This window comes from Nonomuraea sp. NBC_00507 (genome assembly GCF_036013525.1).
GTDB lineage: Bacteria > Actinomycetota > Actinomycetes > Streptosporangiales > Streptosporangiaceae > Nonomuraea.
Genome location: NZ_CP107853.1, coordinates 4854463 through 4870471, shown reverse-complemented (window position 1 = coordinate 4870471; position 16009 = coordinate 4854463). Strand labels below are relative to the sequence as shown.

Genomic DNA, 16009 nt, shown 5'->3' with positions numbered 1-16009 from the left:
GATTACGGCGGCGTTGAGTGAGCGCTAACACTTGGAGACTCGACCGGCCCGGAGAAGGTGGAGGAAGTGGCTTTCCCATCTACGTGTGCAACCACGAGAACGGCAAAGGAATTTGCGTGATGTCGAGGCTTAGATCCCTCTTAACCGTCATCGCGACCACGGCACTGCTCGTCGTCCTGACCACGCCTCAAACGGCGCTGGGCGACAGCGCGACCACGTCGCTCGCACAACAGAGCGCCCTCGCGCCCACCGCGGGATGCGGCCAGACTCCGACGCTGAGAAGCGGCACGCAGTCGATTACCACCAGCGGGAAAAATCGCAGTTTCATTCTGAGAATTCCGGACAACTACAACAACACAAATCCATACCGGTTGATATTCGGATTCCACTGGAATGGCGGCACCGCCAACGATGTCGACTCGGGCGGAACCAGTGGGTATCCCTGGTCCTATTACGGGCTCAGGGCATTGTCGAACAACACCGCGATCTTCGTCGCACCCCAGGGCATCAACAACGGCTGGGCCAACTCGGGCGGTGAGGACGTCACCTTCGTCGACGACATGATCCGGCGGATCGAGGCGGACCTCTGTGTGGACACCTCCCAGCGCTTCGCCCTGGGCTTCAGCTACGGCGGCGGCATGAGCTACGCGCTCGCGTGCGCCCGGGCGACGGTCTTCCGCGCGGTGGCGGTCTACGCCGGCGGGCAGCTCAGCGGGTGCAGCGGCGGCACCCAGCCGGTCGCGTACATCGGACTGCACGGCCTCAGGGACGGGGTGCTCAACATCTCCGCGGGCCGGTCGCTGCGCGACAGGTTCGTCAGGAACAACGGCTGCACGCCTCAGAACCCGCCGGAGCCGGCGCAGGGCAGCCTGACGCACATCGTCACCTACTACTCGGGATGCCAGGCCGGGTATCCCGTCGCATGGGCGGCGTTCGACGCGGGTCACACTCCCGGTCCCGTGGACGGGAGGCCTGGCGACTTCGAACCCGGCGAGAGATCCTGGACCAGACCAGTGGTGTGGGAGTTCTTCACACAGTTGGGAGGCGGCGGCAACCCAACTCCGCCGGCGACCGCGTTCAAGGGTGTCGGGTCGGGCCGGTGCCTGGACGTCACCGGCGCCTCGCAGACGAACGGCGCGCAGGCGCAGATCTGGGACTGCAACGGCCAGCCCAACCAGCTGTGGAGCACCACCACCGCCGGTGAGCTGCGCGTCTACGGCACCAAGTGCCTGGACGTGAACGGGGCAGGCACGGCGGACGGCACCAGCGTGATCATCTGGGACTGCAACGGACAGAACAACCAGAAGTGGCGCCTCAACGCCGACGGCAGCCTCACCGCCGTCGGCGCGAACAAGTGCCTGGACGTGTCCGGCGCCGGCACCGCCAACGGCACCAAGATGCAGATCTGGACCTGCCACGGCGGCACGAACCAGAAGTGGACCCGCGTCTGATCGTGACAGCCTGCGACAGCTGACGACGCGCCATCGCCGGGGTGATGAGTCGCCCCGGCGATGCCCCCCCATGGGCTTGGAGAACCGAAATGGCTGATTTATCCAGAAGACAAGTGCTGAGATTCGGCGCGGTTGGAGCTGGAGCCGCGCTGTTGCCGGGGCAGTGGACGGCGGCGGCCCGGGCCGGGTCGGTGGCGCCTCCGCAGGTGCGCGCCGCGAACGATCTGGCGCTGTGGTACGACGAGGGCGCCGGCACGGACTGGCTGCGTGCGCTTCCGATTGGAAACGGTCGCCTGGGCGCCATGGTGTTCGGCAACGTCGACGCCGAGCGGCTGCAGCTCAACGAGGACACCATCTGGGCCGGCGGGCCGTACGACCAGAGCAACACGAAGGGTGCGGCGGCGCTGCCGCAGATCCGGCAGCTGGTCTTCCAGAACCAGTGGAGCCAGGCCCAGAGCCTGATCGACCAGAACATGCTGGGCAACCCTTCGGCTCAGCTGGCGTACCAGCCCGTGGGCAATCTGCGACTGACCTTCGGCAGCGCCACCGGCGTCTCGGAATACAACCGCTGGCTGGACCTGACCACGGCCACCACGACGGTGACGTACCTGCAGAACGGCGTGCGCTATCAGCGCGAGGTGCTCGCGAGCGCGCCGGATCAGGTGATCGCCCTCCGCCTGACCGCCGACAGGCCCGGCTCCATCACCTTCTCCGCGACGTTCGACAGCCCGCAGCGGACGACGCGGTCCAGCCCGGACGGCACGACGGTGGCGCTCGACGGCATCTCCGGCGACCAGAGGGGCCTGGCCGGCAAAGTGAGGTTCCTGGCACTGGCCCGGGCCGTCGCCGAAGGCGGCAGTGTCAGCAGCTCCGGCGGCACGCTGCAGGTGAGGGCCGCCAACAGCGTGACCCTGCTGATCTCCATCGGCTCCAGCTACGTGAACTACAAGGACGTCAGCGGCGACTACCAAGGCATCGCCTCGCGTCACCTCAACGCCGCCGTCACAAGGACCTACGACGACCTGCGTGGCCGGCACGTCGCCGACTACCAGCGGCTGTTCGGGCGGACGACGCTCGACCTCGGCCGCACCGCGGCGGCTGACCAGCCGACCGACGTACGGATCGCGCAGCACGCCAACACCAACGACCCGCAGTTCTCGGCGTTGCTCTTCCAGTACGGCCGTTACCTGATGATCTCCTCCTCGCGTCCGGGTACCCAGCCCGCCAACCTGCAGGGCATCTGGAACGACTCACTGACCCCTTCCTGGGACTCGAAGTACACCCTCAACGCCAACCTGCCCATGAACTACTGGCCGACCGACACGACGAACCTGTCGGAGTGCTACGAGCCGGTGTTCAAGATGATCAACGACCTCACGGTCAGCGGCGCCCGCACGGCCCGGGTGCAGTACAACGCCGGCGGCTGGGTGACCCACCACAACACCGACGGGTGGCGGGGCAGCTCGGTCGTCGACGGCGCGACCTGGGGCATGTGGCAGACCGGCGGCGCCTGGCTGGCCACCATGATCTGGGACCACTACCTCTTCACCGGCGACCTCGAGTTCCTCCGGCAGTACTACCCGGCCATGAAGGGGGCGGCGCAGTTCTTCCTGGAGACTCTCGTACAGGAGCCAAGCCTGGGGTATCTGGTCACGAACCCGTCGAACTCCCCGGAACTGACCCACCACGCAGGCGTCAGCGTGTGCGCCGGACCCACGATGGACAACCAGATCCTGCGGGACCTGTTCAACGGCTGCGCCAAGGCCAGCGAGCTCCTCAGCACGGACGCGAGCTTCCGGGCGCAGGTCCTGGCCGCCCGGGACCGGCTCCCGCCGATGAAGACCGGGTCACGCGGCAACATCCAGGAGTGGCTGTACGACTGGGTCGAGACCGAGCCGAACCACCGGCACATCTCCCACCTCTACGGCCTGCACCCCAGCAACCAGATCACCAAGCGCGGCACCCCCGCGCTGTACACCGCCGCCCGGCGGACTCTCGAACTGCGCGGTGACGACGGTACCGGCTGGTCGCTGGCCTGGAAGATCAACTACTGGGCGCGGATGGAGGAGGGCACGCGGGCGCACGACCTGGTTCGCGCCCTTGTGACGACGGCCCGGCTCGCGCCGAACATGTTCGACCTGCACCCGCCGTTCCAGATCGACGGCAACTTCGGGGCGACGTCCGGCATCGCCGAGATGCTGCTGCAGAGCCACAACGGCGAGCTGCACGTGCTGCCGGCGCTGCCGGCGGCCTGGCCGAGCGGGAAGGTACAGGGCCTTCGGGGCCGTGGCGGCTACACCGTCGACGCGACGTGGAGCTCCGGCGGGGCAACCGAGATCCTGATCAGGTTCGACCGTGACGGGACAGTCAACGTACGCAGTCGGCTGTTCGCCGGAACCTACGAGGTGGTCGACACCACGACCGGCGGTGCCGTCAGCGTCGACAAACCCGAGAGCGACGTCATCAGACTGACCGGCCAAGCCGGTCGCACGTACCGCATGACCGGGTCCGGCCCCGCGCCGACGAGCTACGTGCGGATCACCAATGTCACCACCGGCCTGGTGCTGGACAGCGGCGGGAATGTCGCCTCAGGGTCGAACCTCAAGCAGTGGAACTGGGACGGCAGCACCAACCTGCAGTGGCAGCTCGTGGACCTGGGCGGCGGGTGGTACCGCATCGTCAACCGCACCAACGGCATGGTCGCCGACAGCTGGGGCAACACCGCCAACGGCGCCAACGCCAGGCAGGCGGCGTGGAATGGCGGCAACAACCAGCAGTGGCGCCTCAACAACATGGGCAACGGCCGCTACCAGATCATCAACCGCGGCACCGGCACGGCCCTGGACGGTATGGGCAACAGCACCGCCGGCTCCACCGTGGCCATGTGGACGCCGAACAACAGCACCAACAACCAATGGACTATTACGGGCGTGTGAAACCCGACCCTCGCAGACCTCTGCCCAGCCCGCGCTTCGCCGCAACCGGCCACCGGTTGCGGCGAAGCCATGAGCCGACCGCGGCATCCAGGCACTTGTTGCCGTACACCTTGAGCTCACCCGCGGAGGTCACGCTCCACTGCTGGTTGGACTGGCCGTTGCAGTCCCACAACTGCAACGGAGTGCCATCCGTTGTGATAGGCGTGCACTCGCCGGGCCGGGACCCCGCAGGCGGGGCAGGATGCCCGCCGATCGTGTCCGGGCCCGCACCCGCACGACCTGCGGTTCTTCGGTTCCCTGCTTGAGGACCACATCGGCCAACTGCGGGAACAGCACCGCATGACGACGAGAGCCGGGCGGCAGACGCCGACTGACCACAGGTACAGATCGTGCGTTGTGGCCGGTGCGCCTTCGCCAGGTCAGGTGCGGGTCCAGCGTTGGTTGGCCGCGCCGTTGCAGGACCAGATCTGGAGTTTGACGCCGTTGGCGGTGGAGTAGTTCGGCACGTCCAGGCACTTGTTCGCGCCGACCGCGGTGATGGTGCCGTCGGAGTTGAAGCGCCATTTCTGGTTGTTCTGACCGTTGCAGTCCCAGATGATCACACTGGTGCCGTCGGCGGTGCCGCCGCCGTAAACGTCCAGGCACTTGCCGCCGTAGACCCGCAGCTCACCGCTCGCGGTCGCCGTCCACTGCTGGTTGGCCTGGCCGTTGCAGTCCCAGATCTGCGTCTGCGCGCCGTTCGCCTGAGAGGCGCCGGAGACGTCAAGACACCGGCCCGACCCCACACCCCTGATCGCACCCGCATCAGGTGTTGGGCTGGGGGTGCCGCTCCCCGGCTGGCCGATGCTGCCCGGTACCGACTGAAGGGCTTCGTACCAGGCGGCGGCCATCTTGTCGTAGCCGCCGGCGGTGGGGTGGATGCCGTCGATCAGGTCGGAGGTGGTCACCTTGCTGTGCATGTCGACCAGGTGGACATGTTTGCCGCTGTTCACCTTGCTCTGGACGATGCCGGGGATCGCCGCGTTGAAGGTGCGGCCGGCCGACTCCTGGCCGGAGTTGGACAGCGGGATGATGGTGGCGACGAAGACGTCCGCGTTGGGCACGGCTGTGGTGATGTGGTCGATCAGCGTGGACAGCCGTTGCGGGGCACCGGCCAGGTTGTAGTTCTGCAAGACATCGTTGGTGCCGATGTGCAGCAGCACCGTGCGCGGTGTGTACGTACGCAGCCAGCCGGTGATGTTCGCGTCGATCTGGTCGATCCGCCACCCGGGATGGCCCTCATGATCGTGGTCGCCCAGGCTGCCCGGCCCATTGAACTGCGACCCGACAAAGTCGACTGTGTAGCGGCCGACGGACAAGCGCTGCCACAACCCGATCCGGTACCCGCCCGGCACCTGCGTGCCCTCGGTGATCGAGTCGCCCAACGGCATGACCCGCACCCCGCCGTTGGACTCCGCGCCGGCGACCCCCGCCCCCATCGCCGCAGCTGCTACCACCAAGGCCACGGCCATCAGCGCGGCGGCCCACCATCGTCCCCACGTACGCATGCTCAACTCCTCGCGGCGGTCAAGGAGCAGGTTGAATCGAGTGGCAAGGTGTGCGCTAATGCGCTTACGTTCCGGCCCGCCCTTGTGGACACGGGGACCTCCTTTGGAAGGATCGGCGACTTGGGATCGTGCTGAGTGGTTGCCGCACCCGGGCCCACGGCCGGCACGTTCGGGGCTGACCCGATTCGGCATGCCGGGAGCGGCTCCCGATAGCGTCTGTTAGCGTTAACATCACGGTGGCGAATCGAGTGCTCCTTCCACGCAGGCGACTGAGGTGGTGGTGTGGCGGGAGCAAACATGACGCCAGAAGATCCGTCAAGGGCCCGCTCTCCTGCGTCACGATTCCGCCGCATGCCGAAGTGACCTGAGCAGGGCCGGCCGGGAGCGGTCGCACTGTCGCGGCGGGGCCAAGTGATGAAACGTTCATCCCGTGGCGGCGTGGCGTGACCGGGACGTACCAGCGCACCCGCCTCCGGGGTGCCGATCATGCCATCGAACCGATTCGTCCGCGGTCTTGACATGTTTCTTGGTGGTTTCCACACTGAGTCCGCAAGGTGGCTACCTCCTCACCCAGACCAACTCACCCTGCTGACCTGCGCTCCACGCTCCCAGTGGCGCCCGCCTGAGCCCGTCACCCGCGGCGGCGGTGCGGCGTGCCTTGAGTTACTCCGGCCCGCACCACTTCGGAGGAGCGGAAGCTTGCCGCCGTCCGTGAGCCGGCAAGGGCACCGCCACCAGCCCCCGTGGCCCGCTCGACCTGCCCCGACCCTCCGTGACCAAGGAGTCACATATGGACGCCACACCCTGCAGGCGGCACAGGAGCCGCCGCGGGATCGCCGCCCTCCTTGCCGCAGGCGCACTCGTCGCCGGCCCCGTCGTGACGGCCGCCACGCCGGCCCTGGCCGCGGACCAGACCATCACCGTCGACTTCTCCGCCGGTGGTGGCTCTCCCACCTACCGCGCCTCCGGGTGGATCTACGGCATGACCGAGAACGCGTCGGCGCCGCCGGACCGTTTCTACACCGATGTGAAGTTCCGGTACATGCGCGCTGGCGGGGCACAGCTCGACAGTCCGGGCGGCTGGGTGTCGGGCAAATACGACCGCCGATGGAACTCCACCCGCGCTCAACTGCTGCGCACGCGATCGCTGGGCGGGGAGTTCATCCTGCTCGTCCACGACCTGTGGGGTGCCGACGGCTACCCGATCTCGCGATTCCCCGGCGACAACGGCGACTGGACCGACTACGACAACTTCCTCACCCGTCTGATCAACGACGTACGGGCGACGGGCGCCACCGTACAGTGGGACCTCTGGAACGAGCCCAACATCACCTTGTTCTGGAACCGCCCTCAGTCCCAGTACTTCGAGCTGTGGCGGCGCACCTACCAGCGCATTCGGGCCGCGTTCCCGACGCATCTCATCGTCGGGCCGAGCTGCGCGTGCGTACCTTCGGCCACGCACTCGTTCTGGAACCAGTACCTGGACTACGTCAAGGCCAACAACGTGGTCCCCGACATCATCAGCTGGCACTCCCTGCCCGGCGACCCGGTCGCCAACGTGGCTGCGGCGGATACCACGCTGAACTCCCGCGGCATCCCGCACCCGCGCCCGTACCAGATCAACGAATACGGGGCGTCCAACGAGCAGAACCCCGGTGACGGATCCTGGTACATCGCACGCCTGGAAAGGGCCGGCGCCGACGGCCTGCGCGCCAACTGGGCGGGCGGCGGAAACCTGCACAACGACCTCGGCAACCTGCTCGTCCGCAACTCGGCAGGCGAGTACCAGCCGAAGGGCGAATGGTGGGTCTACCGCTTCTACGGCTCTCAGACCGGCCAGATCGTGTCCGTCACCCCCAGCTCCTCATACGACGCGTTCGCCACCAAGGCGGCCGGGACGGCCAAGATCCTCGTCGGCGGTGGCACCACGACCGGCAACATCGCCGTCAACCTGCGGCGCCTGGACACAACGAGCGGCATCGTGCAGAACAACCAGGTAAGAGTCGTCGCCGAGCGCATCCCCTACAACGGCGGCGGCACCGTCCAGGGCCCGGTCCTCTTCCAGAACTCCGTGGTGACGCTGTCCGGCGACGGCACGACGGTCAACCTGCCGCACACCGCCATCGACGACACCTACACGATCACGCTCCTGCCTCCCACGGACCCCGGACCCGGCGGCGGGTCGACGTCGGTGTTGCGGAACGTCAACGCCGGCCGGTGCCTGGACGTCCCGAACGCGAGCACCGTCAACGGCACCCAGCTCCAGCTCTGGGACTGCGGCGGCGGCAACAACCAGCAGTGGACCCTCACCTCGTCCAGGCAGTTGCAGGTGTACGGCAACAAGTGCCTGGACGCCAAGGGGCAGGGCACCGGTAACGGCACCCAAGTGATCATCTGGGACTGCAACGGGCAGACGAATCAGCAATGGAACGTCAACGGCGACGGCAGCATCACCGGCGTGCAGTCCGGCCTCTGCATGGAGGCGAGCAACTTCGGGACCGCGAACGGAACGAAGGTGCAGCTGTGGTCCTGCACCGGCACGACCAGCCAGAAATGGACCAAGAGCTGACCCGATGGCCTGCGAGGATCACCGCACTGAGACCGGCAAAATCCCCGCAGGCCCGCTCTTCCCTACGTGGGTGCCGCGGTCGGGCCGGCGCGTCGCCGCACCGTCATCGGGTCGGGAGGCGCTGCAGAAGAGGGCTGGCGTGGCGCTGTGCCGTTGGCGGTGAAGCCGAACGTGGTGGTGGTGCCGTTGGCTCCTGTGCCTGCGGCGTCACTGGAAGCCCGTGACGTTCTCCTTCGTCACCATCTCTGTGCCGGTGTCGATGATCGCCGGGACCTTCTGGCCCCGGGCCGCGGCGACCGCGGTCTCGATACCGGCCGAGCCCATCTTGGCGGGGAACTGGGCGACCGACGCCGCGACCTCACCTCCGGCGATGGCCTTCAGCTCGCCCGGTGAGGCGTCGAAGCCCACCAGCACGAGCTCGCCCGGCTTCTTGCCGGCCGACTTGACGGCCTGGAGGGCGCCGAGGATCGGCGGCCCGCAGGCCCCATAGATGGCGGCGATGCCGGGATGAGCGGCCAGGATGTCCTGGGCGGCGTTGAGCCCCTTGGTCTGGTCGCAGTCGGTGGCGGGTTTGGAGACCACGGTGACCCCGTCACCGAGCGTGGACAGCATGCCGGTGACGCGGTCGTCGAGCGAGGGGTTGCCCAGCCGCCCCTGCAGCACGGCGATCGTCGAGCCGGGCTTGACGCGCTCGGCGAGCCAGGCACCCGCCAGCTTGCCGCCCGCGAGATTGTCGGTCGCCACCACCGACGACTTACCTGCCCAGCCGGGGATGTCGTTGTCCACCAGGACGACCTTGACCCCGGCGTCCACGGCCTTCTGCAGAACGTTCTGGAGGTTCGGGCTGGTCGGCGTGATCGCGATGGCCTTGACCCCCTTGGCGAGCATCGACTCGATCTGGGCCGTCTCGCCTTCGTCGTCCGTGCCGCTCTTGCCCTGGCCGAAGAGGACCTCGACGTCTGGATGATCGCGGTTCCAGGTCTTCACCGCGTCGACCATGGTGTCGTAGAAGTCGACGGGGAACTTCGTGATGAATCCAACTTTGATCGGTTCGGCGGCGCCGGGAGACGCCCCAGTCGTGGACGTACCGGAGCCGGTGGAGCAGGCGCCGAGACAGAGGGCCAGTGCGAGGGCCAGCGAGGCTGACCGGAGGTGTGGTGCCATCGTTCTCATCACTTTCGGGAGGGGCGGTGGCGCGGAACGCCGGAGGGAGGTCACGAGTCGCCTCCGACGATGAGCGAGACGATCGCCTGCCGGTTGTCCGGCGTAGGTCTCATCTCGCCGACTTTGCGACCGCGCCGCAGCACCGCGGCTCGGTCGGCTATCTCGATCACGTGATCCATGGCATGGGAGATGACGATGACGGCGTGGCCCTCCTCGCGTAGGCGCAGGATGAGATCGAGCACTCGCCGCGACTCGCGCAGCCCGAGCGCTGCCGTCGGCTCGTCGAGAATCACGACCTTGGACGCGAACGCCGCGGCCCTGGCCACGGCGATGGCCTGCCGCTGGCCTCCGGACATCAGACCGACCGTGGCGTGGGGGTCGGCGATCCCGACCTGGAGGCGTGTCAGCAACTCACCCGTCGCCCGGGACATGTCCCGGCGGCGCAGCAGCCGCAGGCCGCGGGGAAGCCAGCGCGGCCCGGCGATCTCCCGCCCGGCGTAGAAGTTCGCGACGGGATCCAGATTGTCGAACAGCGCGAGGTCCTGGTAGACGGTCTCGATCCCGAGGGCTCGGGCGGCGGCGGGCGAGCCGGTCGTCACCGCGACCCCGCCCATCTCGATGGATCCCGCGTCCAGCCGGTGCACGCCGCTGATGCACTTGATCAGCGTGGACTTCCCCGCCCCGTTGTCGCCGAGGAGAGCGAGCACCTCGCCGGGGAACACCTCCAGATCCACGCCGTCGAGGGCGAGAACTGCGCCGAAGCGCTTGGTGGCGCCGCGAACGGCCAGGGCGGGCCTCATGACCGCGCCGCCTGCACGACGCGGAAGCGGCTTTCCAGCCGCCCGCGGATGACGTCGGACTCGACGGCCACGACGATGACGACGCCGATGACGATCGGCTGCAGAAATGCGTCGACGTCGAGCAGGTTCATGCCGTTCCGGATGATCCCGATCATGAGTGCTCCCACGAGAGCGTTGCCTACGCCGCCCCGGCCGCCGAGGAAGCTCGCGCCCCCTATGACCACCGCGGCGATCGAGTCGAGCTCGGCCAGGTCGCCGAAGGTCGGCGAGCCGGCGTTGAGCCGGCCGGAGGTGACGATCGCGGCGATCCCGGCGGCCAGGCCGCTCAGGACGTACACCGAGATCACCACCCGGTCGACGGGAATCGCCGCCCGCCGGGCTCCCTCCGGGTTCCCGCCGACGGCGTAGATCCAGCGTCCCCACACCATGCGCGTGGTGAGCAGGACGACGGTCAGCGCCACTGCGGCGACCAGGAAGGCCGAATACGGCAGCCAGCCTGCCGAGCCGCCGCCCATCGTCTGGACGATCTCGGGCATGCCCTGCTGGGGTTGCCCGCCCGACAGCCACAGGGCGAGGCCCCGTGCCGCGCTCAGGGTGGCGAGCGTGATGATGAAGGGGTGGGGCAGCCGGCCCAGAACGTAGCCCATGCCGTTGATCGCGCCGACTGCCATGCCGGTGGCCAGCATGGCGAGGACGACGACCGGTCCCGACGGTGCGGCGGAGTAAACCAGGGCCCCGGTCACGGAGGCGAGCGCCAGCGTCGATCCTACGGACAAGTCGATCCCCCGGGTGAGGATCACCAGGAGCTGCCCGATGGCGAGCACCGCGATCACCGCGCTCTGCGCCAGCACGTTGCCCAGGTTGAGCATGGTGAGGAAGGCGGGTGACAACATGCTCATGATCACGACGAGGAGCAGCAGGATCAGCGCCGGGCCGAGCCGGATGGCCAGCAGCGCGAGCCGCAGCGGATCGCCGCCCAGGCGGCGCGGCGCCCCGGCCTCGGCGGTCACGTCATCTCTCCGGGGGCGGTGTCCACTCGCTTCCCCGACTCGTACGAGCGGATCACGGCGTGCGCGAGCTCGAGCGCGCGACGCCCGGCGCGGGCGTGGACGGGCGGCGGGTCGCCGGCGCGCAGGGCGGCGAGCACCTCGTCGACGTGCCGGTCGAAGGTGGCGTGGAAGCCCCGGTCGGCGTCGTTGAAGTAGCCCGCCTGCCACACCCGGCTCGTCTCGTCCCCGGCCGGCGTGTAGGTGTAGCGGCGGACGGTGTCCTCGACGAGGATCCGGCCGCCGGTGCCGTTGATCTCCAGCAGGTGGGTTCCCGGGTAGGCGTACGACGAGTCGTACGTGCCGAGGAGCGTCCCCACCGCCCCGCTCGCGAACCGCACGGCGATCGCCATCGTCGTGTACGGCGGCCCGCCGGTCATCTGGGCCGTCACGGACGAGATCGGGCCGCACAGGTGCTCGACCATGTCGAAGCCGTGGCACTGGGTCTCGATGAGGTTGGCGTGAGGGTGCTGGCTGGTGCCCGCCTCTCCGCCGAATCGCCAGGTCGCGAAGACCAGCCGGCCCAGCTCACCGCGCTCGATCGCCGCCGCCGCCAGCCGCACGGGACGGGCGTAGCGGTGGTTGAAGTTGATGGCGAAGAAGAGCCGGCGGGCCTCGGCCTCGGCGATCAGGACGTCCGCCTCCTCGAGCGAGAAGACCAGCGGCTTCTCGACCAGCAGCGGGATCCCCGCCTCGACCAGCAGCCGGGTGGTGGCGAAATGGTCTTCGTTCGGCAGGCACACGGAGATCAGGTCGGGCCGCTCCCGGGCGATCATCTCCTCCACGTCGAGATAGGGGCGCACGCCGAACCGCCGGGCGCGCTCGATGGTTCGCTTCTCGGTCCGCCCCACGATGGCGCGCAGCTCGGCGTCCTCGTGGCCGGAGAACACGCGGGCGTGGTGGAAGCCCCACCAGTCGCCGGTGCCGACCACCGCGACCCTGGTCCGATTGCCGTTCACTGTCGTCTCCTCCTTGCCAGGGCGGCCTGGACGAGTACGACCAGGACGAGGAAGGTGCCGCTGACCACCTGCTGGTAGGCGGAGCTGAGCGTGCCCACCTGGTTGATCAGGTTCTGGATCACCTTGAGCAGCAGCACGCCCGCGAGGGTCCCCCCGAGCGAGCCGGCGCCGCCGGTGAGCAGCGTGCCGCCGATCACGACGGCCGCGATGGCCTCCAGTTCCCTGCCCTCGCCGAGGGTGGGGAGCCCTGAGGCGGTCTGCGCGGCGATGAGGACTCCCGCGAGGCCGGCCAGCAGGGAGCTCAGCACGTAGACGCGGACCCGGATGCGGGCCACCGGGAGCCCCATGAGCTCGGCGGCGTGCCCGTCCCCGTTCCCGGCGGCGAAGACCCGCAGGCCGAACCGGGTGCGGTTGAGCACCACGCCGGCCGCGGCGAAGACCGCGAGGGCGATCAGCACCGGGACGCCGACGCCGAGAACACTGGCCTGTCCGATCCGGGTGAGGGCCAGATCGGCCGGGATGATGTAGACCTGGTTACCCTCCTGTGAGACCGCGAAGGCCAGCCCTCTGGCGAACAGCAGGGTCGCCAGGGTGACGACGAACGGCGCCAGCCGGGCTCGTCCGATCAGCAGCCCGTTCACCAGGCCGATCAGCCCGCAGACCGCCAGGGGCAGCAGGACCGCGCCCGCCGTCCCCCAGCGGGAGCCGTACGCCGCCAGGACGCCGGACAGTGCGAGAACCGATCCGACGGACAGGTCGATCCCGCCCGAGAGGATCACGAACGTCATGCCTGTCGCGACCAGCAGCAGGTAGGAGGCGTCCAGCGCGATGGCGCTGAGGTTCCCCGGGCCGGTGAAGCTCGAGCCGAAGGTCAGCGACCCGAGGAGGACGACGAGGACGAGCACCAGGGCGGCCCCGTGCCGCCGGGCGAGTGCCGCCAGCCGCGTTCGCCCGGTGCCGGCGGTCGGAGAGAAGGGGGCGGCACGCTCGGCCTGTCCGGTCGTCACGTCCCGCTCCTGTCTCGCTGTGCGTACACGGCGGCCACGATGATCGCCGCCTGGATCATCCGGGCGGTCGAGTCGTGCAGGTCGTGCTGGATGACCGTGGCGATGATGAGCTGCATCAGCAGCGCCCCCATCAGCGTGCCGAGGATCCGGACGCGGCCTCCGGCAAGGGGCGTGCCCCCCACGACCACGGCGGTGATGGCGCTCAGCTCGATCAGCAGCCCGGTGAACGAGGGGTCGCTCGCGCTCTGCCGCCCGGTGGTGAGCACTCCGGCCATAGCTGCGAGCACCCCGCTGATCACATAGACGGTGACCAGCGTCCGCCGTACGGGCAGGCCGGCCAGGAGCGCGGCGGGCCGGTTGCCTCCCACGGCCAGCAGCCTGCGGCCGAACGCGGCGCGGCGCAGGACGAACCCGGCGGCGGCGGCGACCGTCAGGGCCATGAGCACGGGCAGTGGGACCCCCAGCACCTGCCCGCCGCCGATGGCGGCCAGCGTGGGGTCGAAGATCTCGACGAGCCGGCCGTCCGCGAGCACGAGCGCCGCCCCCCGTCCGGCAACGAGCAGCCCGAGGGTGGCGACGATCGGCTGGATGCCGTAGGCGACCAGTCCCCCGTTCAGGAGTCCCACGGCCGCACCGGCGAGCACCGCGACGGCGATGGCGGGCCAGGGCCCGTAGCCGAGGTAGAGCGGCAGCAACGCCGCGGCGATGGCCATCGTGGAGCCGACCGACAGGTCGATGCCTTCGGTGCCGATCACCAGTGCCATGCCGAGGGCGACGATGGCCACCGGGGCTACCTGGACGAGTTGGAGCCGTAGGTTCGCGACGGTGGCGAAGTTCGGCGTGAACACCAGGTTGAACGCCAGCAGGACGCCGAGGGCGAGGTAGACCCCGTAATCGGGCAGCCAGGTGACCCGCCCCGCCGCGCCCGTGCGGCCGGCCACGCGGGCGAGGGTGGGCGCGGGAGTCCCGCTGGGCGGCTCAGTCATCGAACCGCCCACCGGCAGATCCATCCGAGTCGGCCGCGGCGATCAGCTCCATGATCGGCCGCTCGCCGATCTCCGCACCGCGGAGCACGCCGGCCGCCGTCCCGTCCCGCAGGACCACGACGGTGTCGGCGCCCTCCACGATCTCCTCCAGCTCTGCCACCAGCAGGACGCCGAGGCCCTCATGAGCGAGCTCGTCGATGAGCGCCTGAATCTCCGCCTTGGCGCCGATGTCGATGCCCCGCGTCGGCTCGTCGAGGATCAGCACCGCGGGATGGAGACAGAGCATGCGGGCGAGCAGCACCTTCTGCTGGTTGCCGCCGGACAGCTCGCCCACCTTCTGGTCGGGCGAGGACACCTTGATCCCGAGGCGGCGGACGAATGCGTCGACGATGCGGTCGCGCGCCCGGCGGGACACCAGCCCGCCCCGGGTGAGGCGGGGCAGTGCCGCCAGCGTGATGTTGTCACGGACCGACAGCCCCGGCACGACACCCTCGGCCTTGCGGTCCTCCGGCACCATGCAGACACCCGAGCGGATGGCGATGGCGGGGTTCCAGCGCCGGCGGGCGCGCCCCGCCACCTCCACCGATCCGGCGTCGAGGGGGTCGGCGCCGAACACCGCTCGCACCGTTTCTGACCGGCCGGAGCCGAGCAGGCCCGCGAGTCCCACCACCTCGCCCGGACGTACCTCGACGGAGACACCGTGCAGAGCGTGCTCGCGCACCAGGGACTCGGCCCGCAGAACCGGCGCGGCGCGGCCCACCTCGTGGGCCTCGCCGAAGCTCGTCACGCCGTGGCGGCGCACCTCGGCCACCGGCCGGCCGAGCATCGCGGCGACCAGGCCGATGCGGGAGGTCTCCCGGACGAGACCGGTGCGGACCAGACGGCCGTCACGCAGGACGCTGACCCGCTGGCAGACGCGGAAGACCTCATCCAGCTTGTGAGTGACGTAGAGGATCGCGATGCCCTGCGCACGCAGCACCTCGATGACATCCGCGAGCCGGTCCACCTCGCGCGGGGCCAGTGAGGAGGTCGGCTCATCCATGATCACCAGTCGGGCGCGCGCACTGACCGCGCGGGCGATCGCCACCATCTGCCGGATGCCGAGGCCCAGCTCGCCGAGCGGCCGGCGGACGTCCACGGTCACGCCGTACCGGGCGAGGACCTCGGTGGCTTCCCTCCGCAGCCGCGACCGGTCGAGCAGCCCCAAGCGGGTGATCGGCTCCCTGCCGAGGAAGAGGTTGTCGGCCACGCTCAGCAGCGGGGCGAGCTCGACCTCCTGGTAGATGGTGCTGATCCCGGAGTCCTGAGCGTCGGCGGGTCCGGAGAAGGACACCGGCCGGCCGAGGTGGCGGATCGTGCCGCCATCCGGGCGGTGCACCCCGGTGAGCACCTTGATGAGCGTGGACTTCCCCGCCCCGTTCTCCCCCACCAGCGCGTGGGCCTCGCCGACGTCGAGCCGCAACGAGACGCAGTCGAGGGCTAGGGTCCCGCCGAACCGCTTGGAGATGGCGTGCGCCTCGCACACCGCTTCATTCATGTGCCCG

General features: G+C 69.2%; 12 protein-coding genes. 3 read left to right on the top strand and 9 right to left on the bottom strand.

The window, feature by feature from the left end; translation table 11 throughout:
• Positions 1-119 precede the first annotated feature (119 nt).
• Together OHA25_RS24020 and OHA25_RS24015 are read left to right on the top strand one after the other, a co-directional pair.
• Positions 120-1451, top strand: coding sequence for an RICIN domain-containing protein (locus tag OHA25_RS24020; RefSeq protein ID WP_327589745.1), 1332 nt, complete (start codon positions 120-122; stop codon positions 1449-1451).
• A 113-nt stretch (positions 1452-1564) separates the two neighbouring features.
• The gene (locus OHA25_RS24015; RefSeq protein ID WP_327589744.1) at positions 1565-4387 is read left to right on the top strand and encodes a glycosyl hydrolase family 95 catalytic domain-containing protein; all 2823 of its coding nucleotides are present in this window, start codon (positions 1565-1567) and stop codon (positions 4385-4387) included.
• Here OHA25_RS24015 and OHA25_RS24010 read toward each other — a convergent pair.
• Both OHA25_RS24010 and OHA25_RS24005 read right to left on the bottom strand, forming a co-directional pair.
• A complete protein-coding gene (locus tag OHA25_RS24010; protein ID WP_442942204.1) occupies positions 4374-4586 on the bottom strand; it encodes a ricin-type beta-trefoil lectin domain protein in 213 nt (70 codons plus the stop codon). The genes OHA25_RS24015 and OHA25_RS24010 overlap by 14 nt on opposite strands.
• Before the next feature lie 220 nt (positions 4587-4806).
• Complete coding sequence (locus OHA25_RS24005; protein WP_327589743.1) at positions 4807-5934, bottom strand: lectin; 1128 nt, start codon at positions 5932-5934, stop codon at positions 4807-4809.
• Positions 5935-6724: 790 nt separating this feature from the next.
• On the opposite strand from OHA25_RS24005, the gene OHA25_RS24000 reads away from it, so the two are divergent.
• A complete protein-coding gene (locus OHA25_RS24000) occupies positions 6725-8503 on the top strand; it encodes a ricin-type beta-trefoil lectin domain protein (protein ID WP_327589742.1) in 1779 nt (592 codons plus the stop codon).
• Positions 8504-8710: 207 nt separating this feature from the next.
• Here OHA25_RS24000 and OHA25_RS23995 read toward each other — a convergent pair whose 3' ends face one another.
• The 7 genes from OHA25_RS23995 to OHA25_RS23965 are packed head-to-tail and all read right to left on the bottom strand — an operon-like array spanning position 8711 to position 16002.
• A complete protein-coding gene (locus OHA25_RS23995; protein WP_327589741.1) occupies positions 8711-9667 on the bottom strand; it encodes a sugar ABC transporter substrate-binding protein in 957 nt (318 codons plus the stop codon).
• A 50-nt stretch (positions 9668-9717) separates the two neighbouring features.
• Positions 9718-10467 (bottom strand): ATP-binding cassette domain-containing protein, encoded by a 750-nt coding sequence (locus OHA25_RS23990; protein ID WP_327589740.1) that lies wholly within the window; start codon positions 10465-10467, stop codon positions 9718-9720.
• On the bottom strand, positions 10464-11477 hold the full coding sequence (locus tag OHA25_RS23985) for an ABC transporter permease (protein WP_327589739.1): 1014 nt from the start codon (positions 11475-11477) through the stop codon (positions 10464-10466). Before OHA25_RS23985 ends, OHA25_RS23990 begins: the two co-directional genes overlap by 4 nt.
• The gene (locus OHA25_RS23980) at positions 11474-12472 is read right to left on the bottom strand and encodes a Gfo/Idh/MocA family protein (RefSeq protein WP_327589738.1); all 999 of its coding nucleotides are present in this window, start codon (positions 12470-12472) and stop codon (positions 11474-11476) included. The genes OHA25_RS23985 and OHA25_RS23980 overlap by 4 nt, the downstream gene beginning before the upstream one ends.
• The gene (locus tag OHA25_RS23975; RefSeq protein WP_327589737.1) at positions 12469-13479 is read right to left on the bottom strand and encodes an ABC transporter permease; all 1011 of its coding nucleotides are present in this window, start codon (positions 13477-13479) and stop codon (positions 12469-12471) included. Before OHA25_RS23975 ends, OHA25_RS23980 begins: the two co-directional genes overlap by 4 nt.
• Positions 13476-14465, bottom strand: coding sequence for an ABC transporter permease (locus OHA25_RS23970; RefSeq protein WP_327589736.1), 990 nt, complete (start codon positions 14463-14465; stop codon positions 13476-13478). Before OHA25_RS23970 ends, OHA25_RS23975 begins: the two co-directional genes overlap by 4 nt.
• Entirely contained in the window at positions 14458-16002 is a 1545-nt protein-coding gene (locus OHA25_RS23965) for a sugar ABC transporter ATP-binding protein (protein ID WP_327589735.1), read from the bottom strand. The genes OHA25_RS23970 and OHA25_RS23965 overlap by 8 nt, the downstream gene beginning before the upstream one ends.
• Positions 16003-16009: the final 7 nt, after the last annotated feature.